The organism is Saccharibacillus sacchari (genome assembly GCF_037722395.1).
GTDB lineage: Bacteria > Bacillota > Bacilli > Paenibacillales > Paenibacillaceae > Saccharibacillus > Saccharibacillus sacchari_A.
On record NZ_JBBKAR010000056.1, the window covers coordinates 363,879 to 387,620 of the forward strand.

The 23,742-nt window shown below is 53.2% G+C and carries 22 protein-coding genes and 1 riboswitch; of the genes, 16 read left to right on the top strand and 6 right to left on the bottom strand.

The features are described 5' to 3' along the window. Positions 1–41: 41 nt before the first annotated feature. The gene (locus tag WKI47_RS22955; protein ID WP_340229504.1) at positions 42–965 is read right to left on the bottom strand and encodes an Rpn family recombination-promoting nuclease/putative transposase; all 924 of its coding nucleotides are present in this window, start codon (positions 963–965) and stop codon (positions 42–44) included. Positions 966–1,103: 138 nt separating this feature from the next. Beyond that, positions 1,104–1,505: a secondary thiamine-phosphate synthase enzyme YjbQ gene (locus tag WKI47_RS22960; protein ID WP_340229505.1), complete on the bottom strand. Its 402-nt coding sequence runs from the start codon at positions 1,503–1,505 to the stop codon at positions 1,104–1,106. Positions 1,506–2,091: 586 nt separating this feature from the next. On the opposite strand from WKI47_RS22960, the gene cysT reads away from it, so the two are divergent. From cysT to WKI47_RS23005, 9 genes are all read left to right on the top strand, one after another. After that, positions 2,092–2,925, top strand: a complete 834-nt coding sequence (cysT, locus tag WKI47_RS22965; RefSeq protein WP_425355503.1) for a sulfate ABC transporter permease subunit CysT — start codon at positions 2,092–2,094, stop codon at positions 2,923–2,925. A 3-nt stretch (positions 2,926–2,928) separates the two neighbouring features. Further along, positions 2,929–3,726 (top strand): sulfate ABC transporter permease subunit, encoded by a 798-nt coding sequence (locus WKI47_RS22970; protein WP_340229507.1) that lies wholly within the window; start codon positions 2,929–2,931, stop codon positions 3,724–3,726. 1 nt (position 3,727) lies between these two features. After that, positions 3,728–4,795, top strand: coding sequence for an ABC transporter ATP-binding protein (locus tag WKI47_RS22975; protein ID WP_340229508.1), 1,068 nt, complete (start codon positions 3,728–3,730; stop codon positions 4,793–4,795). A gap of 36 nt (positions 4,796–4,831) precedes the next feature. Beyond that, positions 4,832–5,935, top strand: coding sequence for a sulfate ABC transporter substrate-binding protein (locus tag WKI47_RS22980; RefSeq protein ID WP_340229509.1), 1,104 nt, complete (start codon positions 4,832–4,834; stop codon positions 5,933–5,935). A 483-nt stretch (positions 5,936–6,418) separates the two neighbouring features. Further along, positions 6,419–7,198, top strand: a complete 780-nt coding sequence (locus WKI47_RS22985) for an MBL fold metallo-hydrolase (RefSeq protein WP_340229510.1) — start codon at positions 6,419–6,421, stop codon at positions 7,196–7,198. 37 nt (positions 7,199–7,235) lie between these two features. Further along, complete coding sequence (locus tag WKI47_RS22990; protein ID WP_340229511.1) at positions 7,236–7,520, top strand: hypothetical protein; 285 nt, start codon at positions 7,236–7,238, stop codon at positions 7,518–7,520. A gap of 179 nt (positions 7,521–7,699) precedes the next feature. After that, positions 7,700–8,845, top strand: coding sequence for a glycoside hydrolase family 88 protein (locus tag WKI47_RS22995; RefSeq protein ID WP_340229718.1), 1,146 nt, complete (start codon positions 7,700–7,702; stop codon positions 8,843–8,845). 31 nt (positions 8,846–8,876) lie between these two features. After that, positions 8,877–9,215, top strand: a complete 339-nt coding sequence (locus WKI47_RS23000; RefSeq protein ID WP_340229512.1) for a hypothetical protein — start codon at positions 8,877–8,879, stop codon at positions 9,213–9,215. A 192-nt stretch (positions 9,216–9,407) separates the two neighbouring features. Then, positions 9,408–10,592 carry a hypothetical protein gene (locus WKI47_RS23005; RefSeq protein WP_340229513.1) on the top strand — a complete coding sequence of 395 codons (1,185 nt, stop codon included), beginning with the start codon at positions 9,408–9,410 and terminating at the stop codon, positions 10,590–10,592. Between the two features lie 64 nt (positions 10,593–10,656). Here WKI47_RS23005 and WKI47_RS23010 read toward each other — a convergent pair whose 3' ends face one another. Both WKI47_RS23010 and WKI47_RS23015 read right to left on the bottom strand, forming a co-directional pair. Next, entirely contained in the window at positions 10,657–11,457 is an 801-nt protein-coding gene (locus WKI47_RS23010) for a Cof-type HAD-IIB family hydrolase (RefSeq protein WP_340229514.1), read from the bottom strand. A 30-nt stretch (positions 11,458–11,487) separates the two neighbouring features. Beyond that, a complete protein-coding gene (locus WKI47_RS23015; protein ID WP_340229515.1) occupies positions 11,488–12,492 on the bottom strand; it encodes a lipoate--protein ligase in 1,005 nt (334 codons plus the stop codon). 210 nt (positions 12,493–12,702) lie between these two features. On the opposite strand from WKI47_RS23015, the gene WKI47_RS23020 reads away from it, so the two are divergent. The 4 genes from WKI47_RS23020 to WKI47_RS23035 all read left to right on the top strand — a co-directional run bounded on the left by WKI47_RS23020 (position 12,703) and on the right by WKI47_RS23035 (position 16,879). Beyond that, positions 12,703–12,891 carry a hypothetical protein gene (locus tag WKI47_RS23020; protein ID WP_340229516.1) on the top strand — a complete coding sequence of 63 codons (189 nt, stop codon included), beginning with the start codon at positions 12,703–12,705 and terminating at the stop codon, positions 12,889–12,891. 499 nt (positions 12,892–13,390) lie between these two features. Next, positions 13,391–13,633: riboswitch (cobalamin riboswitch) on the top strand. 347 nt (positions 13,634–13,980) lie between these two features. Continuing rightward, on the top strand, positions 13,981–14,964 hold the full coding sequence (locus tag WKI47_RS23025) for an ABC transporter substrate-binding protein (RefSeq protein WP_425355504.1): 984 nt from the start codon (positions 13,981–13,983) through the stop codon (positions 14,962–14,964). Further along, the gene (locus tag WKI47_RS23030) at positions 14,961–16,016 is read left to right on the top strand and encodes an iron ABC transporter permease (protein ID WP_340229518.1); all 1,056 of its coding nucleotides are present in this window, start codon (positions 14,961–14,963) and stop codon (positions 16,014–16,016) included. The genes WKI47_RS23025 and WKI47_RS23030 overlap by 4 nt, the downstream gene beginning before the upstream one ends. After that, the gene (locus WKI47_RS23035) at positions 16,004–16,879 is read left to right on the top strand and encodes an ABC transporter ATP-binding protein (protein WP_340229519.1); all 876 of its coding nucleotides are present in this window, start codon (positions 16,004–16,006) and stop codon (positions 16,877–16,879) included. The genes WKI47_RS23030 and WKI47_RS23035 overlap by 13 nt, the downstream gene beginning before the upstream one ends. A 131-nt stretch (positions 16,880–17,010) precedes the next feature. Here WKI47_RS23035 and WKI47_RS23040 read toward each other — a convergent pair whose 3' ends face one another. Further along, positions 17,011–18,699 (bottom strand): methyl-accepting chemotaxis protein, encoded by a 1,689-nt coding sequence (locus tag WKI47_RS23040; RefSeq protein WP_340229520.1) that lies wholly within the window; start codon positions 18,697–18,699, stop codon positions 17,011–17,013. A gap of 432 nt (positions 18,700–19,131) precedes the next feature. Between WKI47_RS23040 and WKI47_RS23045 the strand changes: the two genes are divergently transcribed. From WKI47_RS23045 to WKI47_RS23055, 3 genes are all read left to right on the top strand, one after another. Next, complete coding sequence (locus WKI47_RS23045; RefSeq protein WP_340229521.1) at positions 19,132–20,526, top strand: L-cystine transporter; 1,395 nt, start codon at positions 19,132–19,134, stop codon at positions 20,524–20,526. Positions 20,527–20,887: 361 nt separating this feature from the next. After that, positions 20,888–21,610 carry a queuosine precursor transporter gene (locus tag WKI47_RS23050; protein ID WP_340229522.1) on the top strand — a complete coding sequence of 241 codons (723 nt, stop codon included), beginning with the start codon at positions 20,888–20,890 and terminating at the stop codon, positions 21,608–21,610. Positions 21,611–21,769: 159 nt separating this feature from the next. Continuing rightward, entirely contained in the window at positions 21,770–22,072 is a 303-nt protein-coding gene (locus tag WKI47_RS23055; RefSeq protein ID WP_340229523.1) for a Dabb family protein, read from the top strand. Between the two features lie 87 nt (positions 22,073–22,159). Here WKI47_RS23055 and WKI47_RS23060 read toward each other — a convergent pair whose 3' ends face one another. Continuing rightward, positions 22,160–23,257: a Xaa-Pro peptidase family protein gene (locus WKI47_RS23060; RefSeq protein WP_340229524.1), complete on the bottom strand. Its 1,098-nt coding sequence runs from the start codon at positions 23,255–23,257 to the stop codon at positions 22,160–22,162. Between the last annotated feature and the right edge of the window lie 485 nt (positions 23,258–23,742).

Genomic DNA, 23,742 nt, shown 5'->3' on the forward strand with positions numbered 1-23,742 from the left:
ACAAGCCTGAATGCTAACGGTTTTTTCATGCTGTCGTTTATTTAGGGTGCCGTTTGTAGATGCTGAACTTGCTCGTTTGTCAGTCCGGTAGCTTCGGCTACTTCGTCAATGTTTAGGCCCATCTTCAACAGACGGCGAGCGGTATTTTCGATGCCGCGTTGGATGCCTTGTTCGATGCCTTGCTCAATCCCTTGCTGGATGCCTTCTTGAATGCCTTGCTGCATGCCATGTTTAAATCCGAAAGCTTCCGCATTTTTGGCTGCGTTCATCATAGAAGCTTGGTCGTGCAAAAATTTTTGCCGCGCTTCGTATTCCATTCTGAGCTGCTTGTCCTGACTCAGAAACTCCAGTGTGTTCATAGCTTTTTTCAATTTCGGTTCGTTCATCGTTAGCACCTCCCATTGGTTATGATCGACGCCTTTTAGAAACAACAGCCAGTTGGCGAGCCCGCCTTCTTGCAGATCGACCGTACGTTCTTCAAGCTTGGGCAGTTCCAAAAAATGAATCTCGATATCGCCGGTCAATTCGATTCCGGTCCGATCTTCCCTAAGATGGAACACGCTGTGATACAATTTGTTGGGCAGCAGAGAAAAATTTAAAATATTGATTGTCACGCAGCGCTTGAGCGTATCGTAAGACTGACCCTCTACCAACTGACTACCGTACTGCTTGCTCCAATAAAACAATGTGCGCTTTTCCATATCATATCGGTTAAACAACTGCATTTCCACATTGATCAATTCACCTTCGGTCGTACGCGCGCGAACATCCAGAATCGATTGTTTGTCGGTCGGAGAATCTTTGTCCGTATACGGATTGAGCAGCAGAATCTCACTTAGCGGCGGTTGTCCGGCTTCAGTGAAGGTGCGATTCAAAAACGCCAATAACACATCCCGATTTTCTTCGCTGCCGAAGATGCGCTTAAATAAAAAATCGTTTCGAGGATCGAGCAATTCCAACTCCATCAGCTCCGTTTTCTTTTTATTATAAAAGAAAATAGAGTGGAAACATACGAACAGATTGCGTCGAAATGTTGAATATACGCTATAATTACGTTTTTACATCATTTTTTATCCAATACGCCGTAAAAGTCTTTGTTCCCGCTATCCTTCCATAATCTTCACCTTGAACGCCCGCGAACGCGGCCCGTCGAACTCGCAAAAATAAATCCCTTGCCACGTCCCCAACACCAGTCTGCCACCGTCGATAATAATCGTTTGCGAAGACCCGCAGGTGATCGCTTTCAGATGCGCCGCCGTATTGCCTTCCGCGTGCCGGTACTTCGGATGCTCCCACGGATACACCTCGTCCAGAATCATCAAAATATCCCGTTTCACGTCCGGATCGGCATTCTCGTTGATCGCGATCCCCGCCGTCGTATGCGGGCAATAGACCATCGCAATCCCGTTCTCGACCCCGCTCTGACGCACCACTTCCCGTACCTGCGGCGTAATATCCACGATCTCGTCCCTTTTCGACGTAGACAACTTCAGCGTATGTAACACATCTTTTCCTCCTTGTGATGTAGAGAATCTTCGACTATGACGAGAGTGCTGCGGCCATTGAATGTGAATGACTTTTCTTTATATTACCCATGTCTTTCCTCGATCGCACCCGGTACGTTGCCAACGCTAAAGGTAAGGTTACGTTCGCTTAAAACTCGCCTAAAGCGTATGAGCTTTAAGTGAACGTAACCCTCCGATCAAGAGTCGACAACGTACGGGTAGCTTATCTTGGATTGATGAATGGTTTAAGACAAGCTACTAGCCGTGAGCGTGTTTCGAACCGAAGCGCCTTTCTACTTTCCCTTTACCGCTAAATCTTTTATCCAATCAAAAAGGGAAAGCACAACGAAGCGCAGGTCGAAACACGCTCACGGCGCCTCCGCGCGCAATCGTTCCCCTTCTGATACAATGATTCCACTCTGACAACGCACACGTTTATTCCGTTTTGAAAAAAAAGCATATTGACGCTAATCGTTAACCCTGATACATTATGCAGTAAGTTAAACCGACTAGACTAATGGGAATAATGCGACGAGGCTTCTTGCGAAAAACGACGCAATCGTTACACTTCGTACAAGTCTCGGAATTGGAGGAAGATCCGGTGCAAACGTCATGGCTGCGTCACAAAGGCTGGACCTACGGTTTTCGCACGACGGTCCTGCTGTATTTCGTTATATTGATCGTGCTTCCGATCGCGGGCGTGTATGTTTATGCGTTCACCGACGGCTGGGCGCCGTTTTGGGAAAGCATCTCCGATCCGATCGCCTGGAAAGCCGTGCTGCTCACGCTCAAGCTTGCGCTGATCGCGACCGTCGCCAACGTGCTGATCGGAACGATGATCGCTTGGGTGCTGGTGCGTTATCGCTTTTACGGACGAACCGTGCTCAACAGCCTGGTGGATCTGCCGTTCGCGCTACCGACCGCGGTAGGCGGGCTGATGATCCTGCTGCTGCTCGGGCCGAATAGCTGGGTAGGCGGAATCGCGGAAAAGCTCGGCTTCGACATCGTGTTTCACCAGCCGGCGATCGTGATTGCGATGGTGTTCGTGACGTTTCCGTTCGTGATCCGCGCGATCCAGCCGTTGCTGGAAGAAATGGACGCATCCGCCGAAGAAGCTTCGTATACGCTCGGAGCCTCGCGCGCGGCGACGTTTTTCCGGGTCATTTTGCCGCAGATTGTACCGGGAATCGCCGGAGGCGCCATGCTGGCTTTCTCCCGCGCGCTGGCGGAATTCGGAGCGGTCGTGCTGATCGCGGGCAATATTCCGGCCAAAACGCTCACCGCTTCCGTGTTTATTTACGGCGAGGTCGAGAGCGACAACAATCTGGGCGCGGCTGCCGTATCGGTACTGCTGTTGACCTTATCGCTGCTCATTCTCTGGTTCATTAACCGGGTGCAGCGGCGGGGAGGGAGAGGATAACTCATGAAAAAATTATGGATCGTCCTCACTTATCTCGTCTTTGCCGTGCTGCTGGTCGCGCCGTTGGTCAAAATGACGCAAAGCGCGTTCGCTGACGGATGGTCGGGCTTCGTCGAATCAATCAGCCGTCCCGAAGCGCTGCATGCCTTGATGATGACGGGACTGGTCGTGCTGTGCGTCACGGTGCTGAACGGGATATTCGGCATCATGACTGCGCTGTATCTCGTACGCGGAAAATGGCTCGGCCGAAGGCTGCGCAGCGTGATGAACAGTATCGTCGATCTGCCGTACGCCGTGTCTCCCGTCATCGGCGGCTTGATGATCGTGCTGCTTGTGGGACCGGATACCGCGATAGGTGCTTTTTTCGCCAAGATCGGGATCAATATCGTTTACGCGTTTCCCGGAATGGTCATCGCGACGCTGTTCGTGACGTTTCCGTTAATGGTGCGCGAAATCATGCCGGTGCTCGAAGAAATCGGCGACGATCAGGAGCAGGCTTCGGCGACGCTGGGTGCGTACGGGTGGACGACGTTCCGCCGCGTGACCTGGCCGTCGATCCGCTGGGGAGTGGCGTATGGCGCTGTGTTGACGATTGCGCGCTCGATGGGCGAATTTGGCGCGGTGCTCGTCGTGTCGGGCAATATTATCAACCGCACGCAGACCGCGACGACGCTCGTGTATCAGGACGTGGAGAACTTCAATATCGCCGCCGCCGGAGGAATCGCGCTGGTTTTGGCCGCGTTCTCGGCGGGTCTGCTGCTGTTGATGGAATGGACGAAGAAAAGAAGGGAAGTGCACTAATATGCAGCATGTGGAGGTCCGCGGACTCGACAAGCATTTCGGCAGTTTCCATGCGGTGAAAGACGTCTCGTTCGATATTCAAAAAGGGCATTTGATTGGCCTGCTCGGCCCGAGCGGCGGCGGCAAAACGTCGATCCTGCGGATGCTGGCGGGACTGGAAAGTCCGGACGCGGGCGAGATTCTTTTTCACGGCAAAAGGGTCAACGAGCTTCCGCCGCAGGAGCGTGGCATCGGCTTCGTTTTCCAGAATTACGCGCTGTTCAAGCATATGACGGTATTCGAAAATATCGCGTACGGCCTGAAAGTGAAAAAAACGCCGAAAGCGCAAATCCGTGAACGTGTCATGGAATTGGTCGAGCTGACCGGGTTAAAAGGATTCGAGCAGCGTTACCCGCAGCAGTTGTCCGGCGGCCAGCGTCAGCGCGTGGCGTTTGCCCGGGCGCTTGCGCCGGAGCCGCAATTGCTGCTGCTCGACGAGCCGTTCGCGGCGATCGACGCCAAAATCCGGCAAGAGCTGCGTTCATGGCTGCGGGAATTGATCGAACGTGTGGGCATCACGTCGATCTTCGTCACGCACGACCAGGATGAAGCGATCGAGGTGGCCGACGAGATCATGGTTATCAGCCAGGGTCAGGTCGAGCAGAAGGGGACGCCGTGGGACATTTACAAAGAACCGGCTACGCCTTTTGTCGCTTCGTTTATCGGGGAATCGACGCAGGTAGAGCACGCCGTGAAGCTTCACGGATTTGATCGCGCTGCCGAAACGGCGGGAACAAAAGCCTTGATTCGCCCGGAATATGTAGAGGTTGGACGTCCAAGCGAGTTCCCGTTGCTATCCGCAACCGAAGAAGGCGTCGTGCAACATCTGCATTTTCGCGGGAGTCAATGGCTGGTCGAAGTACAGGTCGGCGACCAAAAGCTGATTACGTACCGTTCGCTGGAAAAAGAACCTTTGCAGGTCGGCGATCCGGTTCGCGTGATGGTGCATCGGGCTTATCTGTATAACGAACAGCGTAGCTGGATCGCGGAAAACCGCTTCAAAGTCGATCCGATGTCCATGATGATCTGATTGCGGCAGCAACTCATTAGGCGAGGGTGTGAAAAGATGCAACATGGATACGAATATGGCGAAAAGGCCGAGAAGCGACGGATCGGCAAACGTAAACGCTGGCCTGCTGTCGCGGCGTCTTTGGCCTTGCTCGGTTCCCTGCTGGCTGGTTGCAGCTCGGGCGAAAGCACAGCAGAAAGCACCGGAGGAACCACGCAGCAGGGCGATGTGACGTTGGTCATCGGCGCGTACAGCGTGGTGAAAGACTCGGTGCAGGACATCATCCCGCTGTTTCAGAAAAAGTGGAAAGAAGAAACCGGTCAGACCGTTACGTTTCAGGAATCATACGAAGCGTCAGGCACGCAGGCCCGGGCGATTGTCGGAGGCTTCGAAGCCGATGTGACGCTGTTGTCGCTCGAAGGCGATATCGACAAGCTGACCAAAGCCGGACTGGTAAACGAGAACTGGAAAGAAAAGCCGGACGGCGGCATGATTACCCGTTCGGTCGCCGTAATCGGTACGCGCGAAGGCAATCCGCTCGGCATTAAAAGTTTTGCGGATCTGGCGAAGCCAGGCGTCAAAGTGCTTTACCCGAATCCGAAAACGTCGGGCGGCGCGCAATGGGATATCAATGCGATCTACGGAGCCGGTCTGAAAGAATCGGAACGGGAGACGGGACAAAAGGATCCTGCATTTGCCAAAAAGTTTCTGGAATCCGTACACGCCAATATCGAGTCTTTGGATAAAAGCGGACGCGCGTCCATGGCGGCGTTCGAATATGGCGTAGGCGATGCGCTTGTAACCTATGAAAATGAACTGGTCGCGCGGATCAAGCAGGGCGCCAAGTATGAAGTGGTCGTGCCGGACGATACGATCCTGATCGAAAATCCGGCCGCTGTCGTCGATGCCAACGTAGACAAACACGGCACGCGCGAAGTCGCGGAAGCGTTTCTCGATTTCCTGTGGTCAGCGGAAGCCCAACAGGTATTCGCGGAAAACGGCTTCCGGCCTACCGATCCGGCTGTGTACGCGAAGTTTGAAAAAGATTACCCTGTGCCGCCGGGACTGTTCGATATCGGTTACTTGGGCGGATGGAGCGAAGTGAGAGAAACGCTTTATTCGAAACGCGGGGTCTGGTATCAGGTATTGGCGGGGATCTGAATGCGGGGGATCTGAGCGTTGGGCGCGGCTGGGTGATTTCGACTTTCGCTTATGCTCGTTTTCCTTGCGGAAAGCCGAAAGTCGCTCAATTCGAAATCACCCAGCCTGGTACGTTGATCGCCCGCGGTGGTTTTTTTAGGGAAGGGAAAAAAGAGTAGAGAATAGCATGTTAAACGATATTTTAAAAACGTCGGGTTTGCACTTACACTGCAAACCCGACGTTTTTCTTGGTTCATTATAATTTTTTTATTCCACAACCCCCAAAAAACGTCCTATTCTTTTTCAGAACAAACACCGGAGGCGGAGGGGAAAATTCAGTGAGCGATGCCTTTGAACGCGGAAAGCCGAAGGCTTTCTGCGTGAGACAGCATCGCGAACGAATTTTTTCCGCAGCCGCAGCCCTTTTGTTCATTCAACGAATAGGACTTTTTGGGTTATAATTTTGAGGAATAACACACAACACGTAGCGGAAAGGTGAGAAGGATGGCGGAAGACGAGTTGGTTTTTTGGGGGACCGGGGATGCGATGGGGGTTCCTCGGGTTTATTGCGAATGCGCCGTGTGCGAGGAGGCGAGAACGACTGGACTCAACCGGAGATTGCGCTCGCTGGTATCGGTGGAGGCTGGCGAGAACCGGTTTTTGATCGACTGCGGTCCGGATTGGCGGGTGCAGATGGAAGCCAGAGGGATTCGCACCGTGGATACGATTTTGGTCACGCATCCGCATTTCGATCATATCGGCGGGCTGCCGGAGTGGGCGGATCAGTGCCGGTGGACAGAAACGCGGGGCAAACTTTACGCTCCTGGCGAAGTATTGGAAGCGATTGCCGACCGTTATCCGTGGCTGAAACGCAATTTGGAGCTGATCAGAGTCGAGTCCGATTTGACACTGGGCGGTTGGTCGATTGCAAATTGGAGGGTCAATCACGGCAAGAACGGGTATTCGTATGCATATAGGTTAGAAAAAGAAAACTTCTCCTGGGTGTACTGTCCCGACTCGATCGGCTTGTCCGCAGAGGAGATCCAGCCTATGCGCAATGCCGATCTGCTGGTACTTGGAACGAGCTTTGTGCAAGAAGATGCAGAGTATTCGACGAGATCGGTATACGATATGCGCGAAGCGGCAGAGCTTTTACAGGAGGTTCGACCGAAGCGCGCGATGTATACCCATATGTCGCATGACGTCGATCTGAATCGGTTGCCTGGTCTTCCTCCGCATGTATCGGCAGCCAGAACCGGGCTTCGGGTGAAGTTGGTGAAATGAAGGCGCAATTCAATCCAATTTACGGAGGGACATAATCATGAGCGAATACGAGAAGAACAATCAAAACACTACAGATCCTTTGGAAGAAAGATTGGACCCGACGGAAGACAATCCGACGAATCTCAGAGACGATGGTTCGATGCACCCTACCCATGTCGAAAAAGAAACGCCTCCCGGCGAACGACCTGACTCGCATGAAGGCACGACGTCGGGAGAAGTCGATCCCCGTATGCAGGAAGCGGCGGCAGCTTTCAAAAACGAGCACGACCAAGAAGACGCGAGTCGGCAATCGTTTGATCGACCGACCCCGGACAGAGAGTAAGCGGAATGGGCCAAAAAGAACAATCGGCCGGGAAGACGCTGGAAGAAGCGACGAATCTCAGAGACGATTCTTCCAACGAACAGCAAGCCATGCCGCCTCATGATTCGTTTGGCGAACGTCCGGATGCTCATATCGGTACGACCATCGGAGAAGTAGACCCGCGTATGCTCGGCAGATCCATGCCGCCTCAATCCGAAGCCTCCGCTTTATCGAGCGATTCGTGGATAGACGAGGCTTGGCGGCATATGCTGCAAAAAACGGAAAAGCTGGCTGAGCGAATCGGAGCTTCTTTTCCGCACGCCGCACCGAACGGTCGTTATGATCAAGAATCCCCGGCGTGGTGGACAGCCGGATTTTGGCCGGGAATCTTGCGTTTGATCGAACAAGATCAGGCGGACGAACGGCTGCGCGGAATCGCGGACGAATGCGAACGGCAGTTGGAGCAGGTGCTGCGCGATCCGGAACAGGTCGATCATGATCTCGGGTTTCTGTGGCTGCCGACAGGCGTGGCGAACTACAAATTGCATGGCGATCGCGAATCGCGCCGTCGCGGGCTGTTGGCAGCGAACCTGCTTCTGGCGCGCTTCAACGTGCAAGGTCATTTTATCCGGGCGTGGAACTTCGAAGGACGGAATATGGATACGCGCGGCGTGGCGATTATCGACTGCATGATGAATCTGCCGCTTTTATACTGGGCATCGGAAGAAAGCAACGACCCGCGTTTCAAACAAGCCGCGATGCTGCATGCGGATATGGTGCTGAAGCATTTTGTCCGGCATGATCATTCTGTGTGCCATGCGATCGAATTTGATCCGGAGACGGGAATGAAGCTTGCGGAGCATGGCGGTCAGGGATTTGCGGAAGGCTCGGCTTGGGCACGCGGGACGTCCTGGGCGCTGCACGGGTTTGCCCTTTCTTACGGATACACGGGCAAGCCTCAGTATTTAGCGGCTGCCGAAGGTATCGCGGACTTTTTCTTGCAGCAGCTTGGTCAGGATATTGTTCCGGTGTGGGATTTCCGCGCGACTGAAGACCATCGTGTCGCCTGGGATTCGTCCGCAGCGGCCATTACGGCAAGCGGGTTGCTGGAGCTGGCTCGCCATTCGTCCCGTGGAGCCTTTTTCCGGGAAACGGCATCGAGCTTGTTGCACGGTTTGTATCGGAACTTTTCAACGCCGGATCACGAAGAAGGGCTGTTGGTAAAAGGGACCGTCCATTACCCGGAGCGCCGTCATCTGAATGTTCCGATTATTTACGGCGATTATTTCTTCGTGGAAGCGTTAAGCAAGCTGCGCGGGTATCCGGGATTTTTTGAGAAAACATAATAGTTGACTCTAAGGAAGGGGAGAAGAGGCGATGTGGTTAATTAACCCTGCCGAAGCGTTTCCCGATCCGTTGTTTCGTTTGATATGGATAGCGGAGCTGCTCGTTTTGCTGGCTCTGATCGCCGCAGCGATGCGTTTCTCGCGCCGTGCCTGGATCAGCTGCGGCGTTTTGCTCGCGATCGGTCTTTTGGCAACTTTACCGGGATGGATTTATCAGCTGTTCAATCCCGATTATATCGGAGCGATGATCGATATTCCGTTATTGGCGATGTTCCCGTTGATGGCTGTGAGTCTCGGCTGGGCCATTGTAGCTTGGGCAATCCGTCTGTACGGCGGGCGAAAAGGCAAAAGCAGCCCGATGTCCCCGTAATGGCAGCGTCATGGAAGGAATAAATGATACGGCATAGAACCAGCAAGTCCGGAAGACTAGGGTGTATGTTCAAGCGCGCCCTTATCGCTTTCGGGCTTTTTTTGCATAAATATATACTTCTGATTTGTACGAATATGGTAAGCTGGTAGGTTAGAGAAAGATCGCAAGTCGATAAAGAGAGGATGAAACAGAATGAAGACAGACCGAAAAGCGAGTTATGCGTTGTATTCAACGGATAGCAAAAATCAGAAAAGCACACGGGGACTTGCGCTGTTATTGAGCTTGATTCTCGTGTTGTCTACGGCTGCGTTTTGGCCCGCCGGACAGGCGGAAGCGGCAGGCACGACGATCGATGCAACCAAGCTGAAATCGATCAGCCGTTTGTATTTTCCGATGCGGGATGAAAAAAAGCAGTTATATACGCTATATTTGTTCGCAACCGACGAGAAAAAAACTTTAACGACGCAGGAAGGAGCCTGGGCTGGAGCAAACGTAGGAGATGTCGTTTATTCGGGCACGTACCGAGCGGCATTGTTGAAACACGGGCAAAAGACGGGAAGCGTACAAAATATCAACCTGAATTTCGACTTCTTCAACGCCACGCGCAATGAAAGTTTCCGGTTGCCGGGGGACGGTAAAAATCGGCCTGATTTGTTATTTCTGTCCGAAGCGGCAAGCTCTAACGTGAATCTTATTCGCGGTTTTGCGATTACCGGAGGGACGTTGCATTCTCTCAGTATTGCTGACGGAAACGGCAAAGTTTGGGGCAAAGAAACAGCAGCTGCTCAAAAAAACGCGATGAGAGGATTAAGCGGCGATCGGATACAGACACGGGTTTACGACAATTCCTCGGGCCGTTACCGGTTCGATATCTACAAGCTGGATCTCAAGCAGTTGAAACTTCGGCATATCGACGATTTGTATGCGCCGTCCAATGCTTGGCCTACCGGACAAGGTTCGCACGCGCTGCTTGATTCGATCAAGCAGTCTGCCTTGAAGCATGTGCTTCGCGACAAACCCCAAGTGAAGATTGGCATGACGGAAAAACAGGTGCGCTCGATCATGGGTAGCCCCAAAACCGTCGAAAACGGCGAGTGGGGCGGTTATTTCGGTTATGGCAACTTGTGGGTCGGGTTCAACGATTACATGAACCAGGGCAAAATCCCTGCCCATGCACGGGTTGGCGAGTTGACTACCCAGCTGAACGGAACGTTCATGCGGACTCATCAAGTCAAAGAATGGCTGGGAGCCCCGAAAGAAGAATACGAGGATGACTTGGAAGGCGGTTACGCGATGATCTACCGCTGGAACAACGCTTCACTCGTGTTCCGCTATGAATACGACGGGGGACCGATCCACTCGTTCAGTATTCATTGACGCGAAACCGTTGAGAACCGTTAGACAGCAAAAGTCCGCAAGCAACAGGCTTGCGGACTTTTGTCTATTTATTCAGCACGAACTTATCGATCACGACTTTCACGCCGTCTTCGTTGTTGCTCGTCGAGATGAAGTCGGCGATCGCTTTGAGCGGCTCGATCGCGTTGCCCATCGCTACGCCAAGGCCTGCGGCTTCCAGCATCTCATGATCGTTCCACGAGTCGCCGATCGCGATACATTCTTCCAGCGTGCAACCGAAGTAGTCCGCCAGAAAAGCCAACGCATGTCCTTTTGTTCCTTCGCGGTGCATGATTTCGAGGAAATGCGGCTTGGACTTGGTGATATGCACTTGGTCGCCAAGCAATTCGTGCAGCTTCGGAGCCAGTTCGTCAAGGAATGCCGGATCGTCGATGATCAGCATTTTCGGAGTCGGCTGCGAGAACAGCTTTTCGAAATCAGGCTCCAGATAGAATCGCGTATTGTTCAACTGGGCGTACGCGACCAGTTTTTCGTTTTCTTCGCGCGCGTACAGCTTGTCGTCGATATACGTTTGCAGGTGAAGATTGTGTTCCAGGCAGTATTTGCCCAATTTGAGCGCCGCTTCGACCGGAACGTGGCGTTCCAGCAGCACTTTGCCGTCGAGCAAGTTTTTCACCAACGCGCCTTGATACGTGATAATCGGGACGTTCAATCCGGTTTGGGCGGCGAGCTGCTTGGCGGAAGCGTAAGCGCGTCCGGTGGCGAGCGTTACGACCACTCCGGCTTCTACCGCTTGCTCCAAAGCCGCTTGAGTCGCGGGCGTTACCTGTTTGTCGTCGTTAATCAGCGTGTCGTCGATATCGATCGCAATCAATTTGTAAGTCATGGTTTCTCTCCTGTTTCTGTCTGTATTTTTTTAATCTTCCAGGAATACGAGTCCGACGAAGTCGTCTGTCTCGATATTGCCGAAATAATGTTTCAGGTTCACGCCGTCCAGCGCCGCGCGAATCTCGGATTCCTCGTAACGTTTGCCGCGCAGCAGATCCGCTACTTCGGACGCGTCGCCGACGCCGAAGAAATCGCCGAATATGGTGATGTCCTCGATATGTCCGTTTTTCACGTCCATACGCAGGTCGATGATGCCCACCGAGAATTTTTTCGCGTGCTTGACGTTATATTCCGGCGACTGCCCGTAGTTCCAATCCCAATTCCGATAACGTTCTTCCGAAATTTCGTGAATCTTTTTCCAATCCTCTTCGGTCAGTACGTATTGCGGGACTTCGTTCGGCTCGACTTTGAAAATGTGGCGCAGAATATTGTCCTTGAATTCCTGTAGCGTCAGCTTCTCGTTCATGAACTCCGAGATGTTGGCGACGCGGCTGCGGACCGACTTGGTGCTTTTGGACTTGAATTTCTCAGGGTTGGCTTTCAGCGCCGAATGTACGTTGTCCAGCTCGGAATCGAACATGAGCGTGCCGTGGCTGAACATGCGTCCGCGCGTGGAAAATTGGGCGTTGCCCGAGATTTTCTTTTCGCCCACCTGAAGATCGTTGCGACCCGACAATTCCGCTTCGACGCCCAATTCGCGCAGCGCTTCGGTCATCGGTTCGGTGAACTTGCGGAAGTTATGGAACGATTGGCCGTCATCCTGGGTCAGGAAACTGAAATTCAGGTTGCCCAGATCGTGGTAGACCGCGCCGCCGCCGGACAAACGACGCACGACATGGATACCGTTTTCTTTGACATATTCCGCGTTGATCTCTTCGACCGTATTCTGGTGCTTGCCGATGATGATCGACGGTTCGTTGATGTAAAACAGCAAGTAGCTGTCGCCGTCCATCGGAAGATGGCGCAGAACGAATTCTTCGATCGCCAGGTTGATCCGCGGATCGTTAATGCCCTGATTGTCGATAAAAAGCATGATATGGCCTCCCGTTTTGACAAAGTGATAAGGATTCGGTATAGCTATTGATTCGCCTTTATCATTGTAAACCATTCCCCAGCACTTTGTCCCACTCAACAGAACCTTCTGATTTGAATAGATACGGTAGGGTAATACATAACTATCTTCACCCAACACCAATACGCGATGGACGCGAGAAGCGGACGACGCATAGGAGGTTGAACACAAATGGACGAAAAGGCTAAAGCACTGCTTGACCGGAAAAAGGAAAACGAGCATGGCGGACAGTTGAGAAGTTTTGTGGAGAATCAGGTGGAGGGAACGGGGAAGTCAGTTCCTGAAGGAATCGAGGCTACCAAGGATCAGATGCAAGACCAGCAAAACAGGCTCAAAGACACTCAAAATATGCGCAAGTAGCCACATGGAGCGGACGCTGTTACCCTATTGTTGAAAATCGTTACAAAAACCGTTTTGCGGGACTCCGAACAGAAGGAGAGGCGCAAAACGGTTTTTTATGCGATTTATGCCTAGCATCTTGTCTCGAATTAATGTAGGGTTACACTTTCCTGAAACGTACTAGAACCATGCACGTTTCAGGAAAGCGCAAACCCCGGATTAAAGCAAGACAAGCTACTAGCTGTCTGTATTGTGCGTCCGGCGGCAATCTAATATAATCGGGGGACGAGGTTCCGCAAATGGACCTTCACGATTTCATAAATGTACAGCTGCCGAGGTCCCAAGCGGCTAGGGCGTGTTTGAAAACTCCGAAGGAAGCAGATTTTGCCGAATTTTCGCTCGCAACAAGGAAGGGTTTCGCAGTCGTGCCGGGGCACGTCAAGAAACCGTGACGCCGGTGCGGGCGAAAAGGCGGTAAAAGGTGCACGTCGTTGAGTTTTCAAACACGCCTTGAACCGAACTTTCGATGAATCGCCAAAGTTCGGATCGCCGCTTGGGTTAAAAGGGAAGCCGGTGCAAGTCCGGCACGGTCCCGCCACTGTAACACGGGTGGAATCCAACAGCCATTGCGCGCCGCAAGCGTGCGAGAAGGCGGATTCCGGTTCATCTGATTCGTCATCGTATTGGCGGGCGCAACCGAGGCCTCCATACCGATGTCGGGCAGCCCGTGAGTCAGGAGACCTGCCTCGCAGACCCGATGCCGGTCCGGTTCTTCGCGGAAAGAGCGCTCCACGCACGTACGCCGATTTTTAGTCCATTCGCTTTTTTAAGCAGAATTTGGGCTTTCATTGGCGTGCGTCCAGATCAAGCTCTTTCCGCAGGCTGTGTCCCGGGGAGGGCTTTTTTGTTTCGATTAGCGGGGACAGACGCTGAGTCAGACGGAAAACGAAGACTGTACCCGAAATCGAATCAAAAGGGGGAAACGTGAAGATGAAGACAGATGTAGCCAAAAAGCAAAACACGGAAGTATCGCAGGACGAAGCAAATGGGATGCAAAGCGGAAGCTTTCATGCAGGAGAGCGCAGGGCTTCAGCCTATCGACTTGGCCGAATGCTGCTAACAGGTACGGCGGCTTTGCTGCTGACATTGAGTCTTGCCGCTTGCGGACAAGGTCAATCGGCTGTGGCGCCAGAGCCGACAACGACAGAAACGCAAACCGCTGAACAGGCTCCGGCAGAAGCGGTTGACACGACGGAAGCGGCCGAAACCGCGAGCCAAACTGTATATCCATTGACATTGACCGATGCGACGGGAACCGAGGTGACGTTGGACGCCGCGCCTTCCAAGATCGTATCGCTGGCGCCGTCGGAGACGGAAACTTTGTTCGCGTTAGGGTTGGATGAGCAGATTGTCGGCGTCTCGGATAACGACGACTACCCGGAAGCCGCCAAGTCCAAGCCGAAGATGGGCGGTTTCGAATTGAATACGGAAGCGATTGTTGCGGCGCAGCCGGATATCGTATTTGTGGCCGATGTGACGGACGACGCGACGGTCGAATCATTGCGTGGCCTGGGCTTGAACGTGTTCAAATTCAATCCCGATACGTTGGAAGACGTCATCAACGACGTGACGACATACGGTGAGATCACGGATCGGCAAGCGGAAGCGAAAGACGTGACGGACAAAATGCGTACCGATATTGAGAAAATTCGCACCGCGGCGGCTTCGATCGACGAAGCAGACCGCAAAACCGTGTATCTGGAATTTTCCCCGGGCTGGACCGTCGGCAAAGGGGAGTTCATGGATGAGCTGATTAGCACTTCCGGTGCGATCAACGCAGCCAATGCGACGACCGGGTGGAGCGAAGTCGACGCGGAAGCGATCATTCAGGCTAATCCGGACGTGATCTTGTACAGCCAATTGTCCGTCGATCCGCAGACGATCAAGGATCGCAGCGGCTGGGCAACTATTGCGGCTGTAGAAAACGATCAATTGTTCGCAATTGATGATAATCTGGTGAGCCGTCCGGGTCCCCGTTTGTCGGAAGGGCTGATCGAAGTATTTAACGCGATCTACCCTGATGCCTTGCAATGATACGCAGACTGGGCGGTTACGGAGGAGCGGGGATTTTACTGCTCCTTTTCAGTCTGGTGCTCACACTTCGGATCGGGTCGGTCGAGCTTCCTGCGGGGCGAATTTTTTCAATCCTGATCCATGAACTGCCTGGAGCGGGAACATGGTTTCCTCAGACCTGGGACGTCGGGGAAGCGCAGATTGTGTTAAAAGTCAGGCTGCCTCGTATCGTGCTGGCGGCGTTGGTCGGCGCGGCATTGGCCGTAGCGGGAGCCGCTTTTCAGGGAGTGCTGCGCAATCCTCTTGCCGATCCTTTTACGTTGGGCGTCTCGTCCGGGTCTTCGCTGGGTGCGGCCCTGATTATCTTTTTCGGACTGCGAACGGCTTGGATCGGCCAGTGGACGTTGCCTTTGACCGCATTTTTTACCGGAGCGCTTACTTTAATCCTTGTATTGGCGTTAGCCAGGGATCGAGGGAAACTGCCGATTTACGGTTTGCTGTTGGCTGGCGTCGTGATGCAATCTTTTCTCGGCGCGATCGTAACCTTTCTGTCAGCCCTGTCGGATCGCCCGGTCAATGAAATTTTGTTTTGGACGATGGGGAGCTTGAATCTTAGAGGTTGGAGCTACTCGTTCGTGTTGTTGCCTTACGTGCTGATCGGAGGAGTGTTCCTTTGGGCAAATGCCGGAGCCATGAACCTTTTTGCATTGGGGGAACGGCGTGCCGGGCAATTGGGCTTGAATACGGAACGAACCAAAATGAACGTCTTGCTGGTCGCTACGCTCGTCACGGCTGCCGCGGTATCGGTATCGGGCGTCATCGGCTTTGTAGGCTTGATCGTGCCGCATATGATTCGATTGATCGCGGGACCTGATTACCGGTTGCTCATTCCGTTGTCCGCGCTGGGCGGAGCTTTGTTCCTGATGTGGGCAGATACGCTGGCTCGTTCGTTACTTGGAGGCACGGAAATTCCGCTGGGCGTGGTTACGGCATTTGCCGGAGCGCCGTTCTTTGCGTTATTGCTGCAACGAAGCAAGCGCGGGAAGGGAGGAAGCGGATCATGGACTGGATGAAAAAAAGGAATTCGCGGAAGCAACGGCAGCAGAGAAACAGCGATCCTTTGGCAGCTTCGCCTGCCATTTCGCTGCAAGGAGCAGCTTGCGCCTATGACGGGCAGCAGGCTGTTCAACCGTTGAGTTGGAGCGTTCAGCCGGGAGAGTTCTGGGTAATACTCGGACCTAACGGAAGCGGAAAATCCAGTTTGCTCGGGCTGATCTCGGGGGCAGAGCGTGCTTCGGCAGGTGTCGTAAACGTACAGGGTCGTCCTCTGGCTGAATATAGTCGACGTCAGTTGGCCCGCGAATTGGCCGTGCTGCCTCAAGACGGCTTACCGCCGCTTGGGATCACGGTCAGAGATGCACTGGAGATGGGACGCTTTCCTTACCGGGATCGTTTTGGGCGTGAATCCGATATAGAGGCTGCAAAAGCGCTGTTGGCTCGGATCGCGAAGCGGCTTGCATTGACCGGGCTGTTATCGCGTCGATTGGACGAATTGAGCGGCGGGCAGCGTCAACGCGTAGCGCTCGGTCAAGTGATGGCGCAGCAGCCGAAAGTGTTGCTATTGGATGAACCTACCGCATATCTGGATATTTATTATCAGCTCGACATGATGGAGTTGGTGCAGGAGTGGCGGGCAGAAGAGGGGTTGACTGTGGTTGCGGTGCTGCATGATCTTAATCTGGCCGCACAGTATGCGCAGCGATTGTTATTGCTTCGCGAAGGCAGACGGGTAGCGGAAGGTACGCCGGAAGAAGTGCTTACGCCTGAGGTTGTGGGTGATCTGTATGAAGTGATGCCGCCGATCCAAGTCGGGCATGAGGAGATTGGTGTCCCGCAACTGTTGTTTCGTGCACGGTCGGGTAAAAGCGGTAAGTGATCCTATCCCAAGTACCCGTCCGCGTAACTGCCCGATCGCTGTTTTTTTGAATAACAAAAAGCCGGGACTCCCTTTTCCCGGCTTTTCGTCATGTCGTGAAATTATTCATCGAGAGCATCAGAGCTACGCGATTAAATCTTAAAGCGTCTAACCGTTTCTTCCAGCTCGTCCGCCTGGCGAGTCAGCTCGCCGACGGTACGTGCGTAGGTTTCCATTTCTTCGACCTGGCGCGTGCTGCCTTCGGAGACTTCCAGTACGCGCATCTGCACACGCTCCGTAATACGGGCTGTTTCTTCCACGGATGCCGTCACCTGCTGGCTGCCCGCGGAAACTTGTTCGGTCGAAGCGGATACTTCCTGCACGGATTGGTTGAACTGCTGCATCAGGCTCATCAGTTCGTCGAAGGCTCCGCCGGCACTGCGTACCGCTTCGGCGCCGGACACGATCTCTTGATGCACCGAGCCGATTGCCATTACCGAACGTTCCGAATTTTCGCGCAGCGCGGACAGCGATTGTTCGATCTGCCCGGTCGCTTCGCGCGATTGGTCGGACAATTTGCGCACTTCGTCCGCGACGACGGCGAAGCCGCGACCATGTTCGCCTGCGCGAGCCGCTTCGATCGAAGCGTTCAGCGACAGCATTTGAATCTGTTTGGAAATGCTCGTGATCGCTTGCAGCACTTCCGTGATCTCGTCGGAACGCGAACCCATCGACTCGATATAAGAGCGGGCTTCGACCGTGATCTCCTGCACGCGGTTCATCTGGCCGACAGCTTGTTGAGCCAGCGTGTTGCCCGATACGGCCTGGTCGGAAGCCCGGGCGATCTGTTCGTTAACTTCGGCTGCCGATTCGGCGATATGCTGGATGCCGCCGCTGATTTCTTCCATCGCTTTGGCGTTTTCCGCGGCGCTTGTCGCGACCGCTTCGCTGTTTTGGGCGATTTCGACGGCGGACGAAGAGGTCTGGCCGCCGATTTCGTACAGTAAGCCGATGCCGCGCGACAATTCGATCGAATCGTTTTTCACGCGGTCCGTCGCTTCGAGCACTTGACCGATCATGCCGCGAAGATTGCTTGTCATTTGTTGGAACGCGGAAGCGAGCTGGGCGATTTCGTCGCGTCCTTTGACTTGGATGTTTTCTTGCAGATCGCCTTCGGCGACCAGACGCGCGTGCTTCACCAGTCGGCCCAGCGGTTTCGTCATTTGGCGGCTGACGCCTGCGGCGACGAGAGCGCCGATCACGATAACGATCGCCGTGATCGCCACGCTGGTCCACAGGATCGCTTGAGTCACTTCGGTGACGAAGTTGGCATCCATCGTTCCCGCCACGAGCATCGTGCTGCCCGAGATCGCCAGGTAGCCTTCGATCTGCGCTTCGCCGTTATTTTGATTCAACGGCGTAACGACCGCTTCTTTGGTGCTTTTCAACGCTTGCTGCATCTGCGGATTGACAGGCAGCTTGTCCCCGGTCTTGATCGCGGCTCCCTTGCTCGCGAGTACGACCGTCGCTTCATTGTCTTGAACGTTCAGGATATACACGTTGTCGAGACGGTATTCCGCGGCGGAATCGTTCAGATACGTTTGCAGTTTCATCGACGCGGCGGCGTTGGCTTTGGCGGCCATGCCGGCCTGGGTCGGATCGACCCCGCTTTGAATTTCGGAAACGCTGAGATCCATCGTTTTGCTGAATTCCGGTATGATTCGGCTGTGCAGGGTATTATTGAATATGACGAAAAAACTCCCGCACAGCAGCAGGCTTGCAACGAGGATGATGGCTCCCGACAAAGCGATGATCTTGCGGCTGATGGAACGCTTTAACATGATAGGCTCCCCCTTCATTATGAAAAGCAAAACGCAATCCTGAACGCGGCGCCTGAGGCTTGCATACGAACGATCCCGGATATCGGGACTATGTAAAAAACGAAAACCGGGACCAAAGTTCGTAAAGACGCAATGCGGAATAGGGCCAAAGAATAGAAAAAGCGGGTGGAACGTTCGGAAGTTATGCTTGGTTAATCCCTATCATACATGAGAATAGCCAAATTTGACCAGATTCATGTAAGCTCTTTTCGCAAATTCCGAATATTTTCGTGACTTTTCCGACAATTACCGAAACCGATTTATCAAATTTTAAAATAAGTCTATCAAAATGATCGGAATAATGGTATTATGATTCACGAATTTGAAAAAGCTTACATAAAGCGACGAGGTTGACCACTGTTCGAAAAATAAAAAGAAAAGAGGGATTGAATCTTGGAAACTTTCTTCGTCATTCTGAATATCGCGGTTTTGGCAGGACTGGCCGTTTTGCTGTATGTCATGCAAAAGCGTCATGTCTCGTTTAGCAAACGGGTGTTTACCGCACTCGGCCTGGGTATCCTGTTGGGAATCGCTTTGCAATGGATTTACACGGCCGATTCGGAAATCGTCTCGAAGTCGATGGATTGGTACAGCCTGCTCGGAAGCGGATACGTTCGTCTGCTGCAAATGATCGTCATTCCGCTCGTCATGGTCTCGATCATTACGGCGATCATGAATATTAAAGGCGGCAAAAAGCTCGGCAAGATCAGCGTGTCCGTCTTGCTTACTCTCGTATTAACGACTGCGATCGCGGCGGCGGTCGGTATCGCGTCGGCAACGGCATTCGGCCTGAACGCGGACGAATTGCTGAACGGCGACGCGGAACAAGCTCGCGGCGAAGCGCTGGAATCGCGTCTCGGCGACGTGGAAGGTCTGACGCTGCCGCAGCAAGTGTTGTCCTTTATCCCGACGAACCCGTTCGAAGACATGACGGGCGCGCGGCCTTCGTCGACGCTGGCCGTGGTGATTTTCTCGGCGTTTATCGGCTTGGCCGTTCTCGGACTGGATCGTAAAAACGCGCAGCAAGCCGAGACGTTCCGCGGCATCGTCAATGCGGTGCACGGCGTCGTTATGCGGATCGTGACCATGATTTTGCGCATTACGCCTTACGGCATTCTGGCCCTGATCGCGAAAATGATGGCGACGACCGAACCTTCGGGCATCATTCGCCTCGGCGAATTCGTGATTGCGTCCTATGTGGCCCTGATCGTGATGTTCGTTATTCATTTGGTCATTCTGCTGGCATTCGGTCTGAATCCGGTCACGTATTTGAAAAAAGTCGTGTCTCCGCTCGTATTCGCGTTCACCTCGCGTTCGAGCGCGGCAACCATTCCGCTCAATATCGAAACGCAGCGTAAAAAACTCGGCGTATCCGAAGGCGTGGCGAACTTGTCCGCCAGCTTCGGCGCCACGATCGGCCAAAACGGCTGCGCCGGCATCTACCCGGCCATGCTGGCCGTCATGATCGCTCCGGCGGCGGGCGTCACCGTCGATCTGCCGTTTATCCTGACTTTGATCGCCGTAGTCGCGATCAGCTCCTTCGGCGTAGCCGGAGTCGGCGGCGGCGCGACCTTCGCGGCCCTGATCGTCTTGTCGACGATGAACCTGCCTGTAGCCCTGGCTGGCCTCCTGATCGCCGTCGAGCCTCTGATCGACATGGGCCGCACAGCCCTGAACGTCAACGACTCGATGGTCGCCGGCGTCGTGACCGGCAAAGTCACGGGCGAACTCGACAAAAACGTCTACGACTCCGACGACACCCCGGAACTCGAAACGGCTCAGGCTTAACTTGCTGTTAAGCGAAAAGCCCAAAGCGGCCTAAGCTGCATCAAATGAAAGCAGGATCTACATGAGAAAATGTAGATCCTGCTTTTTTGTTTTACGCTGGCCGATTGAGCGGAGGGAGAAATTCAGTTCAAGACGCCTTTGAACTCGGAAAATCCCTTATTTAAATCCAATTCAACTTTTCCGAGTGAGACAGCGAATTGAACGAATTTCTCCCGCAGCCCTTCCAACTGTCTAAAACGAATAGCATTTATCCCAACCCATTCAAAAAAAGATAGCATCATCCCACTTTCTCATGGTAGACTAAAACGTCCATTACGCGGTTCGTAACCATCCCGCGATACCAAAACTAGGGGGATTCACCTTGTTCAATTTCACGTGGGGCGTGTTTTTCGTCCTGGTCAATTTTGCGTTTTTCTTGCTTTGCTTCAAGTTTTTCGGTCAAAAAGGGCTGTATGCCTGGGTCGGAGTCGCGACGGTCGTCGCCAATCTTCAGGTTGCCAAAACGATCGATATGCTGGGTATCACCATGACCCTCGGCAATACCATGTACGTCAGCATCTATATGGCAACCGATCTGCTCAACGAACGGTACGGCGTCAAAGCCGCGCGTAAAGCCGTTTGGTTCGGCTTTTTTATGCTGATCATGACTACGGTCATTATGCAAATGGTCTTGTTTTTCCGTCCGTCGGAAGTCGATTTTGCCCAAGAACCGCTGCAAACGTTGTTTGGTCTGCTGCCTAGACTGGCGCTCGGAAGCCTGGCCGCTTATCTGGTCAGCCAACTGCTCGACGTTTATCTGTATGCAGGCATCCGCCGCCGCTTTGCCTCAGCCAACCAACTGTGGATTCGCAACAACGGGAGCGGGGTCGTCAGTTCGTTTATCGACACGTTGATCTTCTGCGCGATTGCGTTCACGGGACCAGAATACGGAGGCTTTTCCGTGTGGATTCAACTGTTCATTTCGACGTATTTGTTCAAATTCATTCTCACAGCGGCAGGCACGCCTGTGCTTTATTGGGCGCGCAGCTTCAAAGTCCCGGCTGTAGAAGCGGATTCGGGCCTACCGACCATCGCATCCAAATAAAGACTCGTGACTTGCTTTAAGTTTATGTAGGTTCATGAATCGGATTTGCCGACAATGGTAGGGCTTCCATATCGATTGTGGTAAACTGGTAACATGCGCGTATCGCCGCGGCGATGCGTCAGTATTCCATCTAATCGATCGAAGGAGGCAGTCGGCAATATGAGTGCATTCATACACATGGTGACGTTCACCCTGCACGCAGGCAAGGATAACGGGGAAGCGGAAGCTTTTTTGCGTGAAAGTAAAGAGCTGTTAGCGGTTATTCCCGGTGTGCAAGATTTCAAGGTGCTTCGCCAGGTCAGCGCCAAAAACGATCACGATTACGGATTCTCGATGAACTTTGTGGATCGCGCGGCTTTTGAAGCGTACAATGTGCATCCCGTACATGCGAAATACGTAGCCGAAATTTGGGAGTCCAAAGTGAGCAGTTTCCAGGAAACCGATCTGGTCGAGTACGAGTAATAACGCGAAGAATCAGATATGAAGCTATACAAAAAGCCAGTTCCCGAGTGGTCGGAGACTGGCTTTTTCGTGTTTTTAAAAAAGAAATTATCCGCCGATTACCGTCAGTTCTTTCGGGAACGTGGTGAGTACGTCGACGCCGTCTTGAGTCACGATAATATCGTCCTCGATCCGAACCCCGCATTCGCCCGCGACATAAACGCCCGGCTCTACGGTGAAGCAAAGCCCTTCCGTAATCAGCTCTTCGTTGGCTCCATGTACCGACGGATATTCATGCACATCCATACCGAGTCCATGACCCAAACGGTGCATGAAGTATGTGCCGTAACCCGCTTCCGTAATGACTTCGCGTGCCGCCGCATCGACAGAAGCCAGCGTAACGCCCGGACGGATTTGCGCGATAGCCGCCAGATTCGCCGCGAGTACCGTTTCGTAAATTTTGACCGACTCGTTGTTTGGACGTTCGCCGACGGCGAAAGTGCGCGTAATATCCGAAGCGTAACCGTCCAAATACACGCCCATATCGAACATCAGCATATCGCCGGATTGAATCTTGCGGTTGCCCGGATTGCCGTGCGGCAAAGCCGTTTTATCGCCCGTGAGCACCATCGTATCGAAAGACGGGCCTTCGGCGCCGAGCTTTTTCATCTGGTATTCCAGTTCGGCGACGATCTCGATCTCGGTAGCGCCTACGCGTACATGCTTCAGTCCTTCGGTCAGCACCGCTTCGATCAGACGCGCGGCGCGGCGCAATTTCTCGATCTCCTCCGGCGTTTTGGCTGCTCGAAGCGCGGTCAGCACGCCGCCTACGTCTGCATAGCTTGATACGCCAAGCACAGCGTTTAAGCGTTCGAAACGAGACACCGACAAGTGGTCTTTTTCAATCCCTACAATGCCTTGTCCGCCACCGAGCCAGCCTTGAAGCAGGGCGTACGCATCATCGGTATCGCTGTGTGTGCGAATCGTGGATACCGAGGATACGGCTTTGGCCGCTTCCAGATCGAGGGCAGGCACGACGAGGAACGGCTCATCGTTTTTCGGAACGGCGAGTCCGAGGAAACGTTCGTGCGGATTCGAGAAAAAGCCGGTCAGATAGCCGACATGCTTCGGTTCCGTGATCAGCAGACAGTCAAGCTTGTGTTCATCCATATGCGTTCTGATTTTGTTCCAACGTTGATCGTTCATGAAAGATTCACTCCTGTTCATTTTGCATCATCATTCAGTTTCCGTTGCGTAACCTGTACGTTGTCTATTATAGACCAAGATTCAGCCAGCGGCCAAAAAAATCATAAGGGCTTCCAGTATTAGGGCGTGTACGCAAACTCCGAAGAAAGCAGATTGACCTGAATTTTCGATCTATGCAAGAAAGCGTGACGTAGCAGAGAGCGAAAAGGCAGGGTAAGATGCACGTCGCCTGAGTTTGCGTGCACGCCCTAGGGTTGACAGCGATCAAAAGAAAAGGCTATGATAAGTTTACTATTTGGCAAAGGAGGATGGCAGCAATGATGGTTGTTAATCGTTTGAAAGCTCATTTGAAAATTGAACAGACGTTTTTCGTTCTGCCTGTCCTCGACGGGTACGGTCTGGCTTGACTGGTTCGAGCGGTGCAATCGATCTTTGCGGAATTCTCACTTTCGCGGTAGATGGAGTTTGCGCGGCTTTGATGTCAA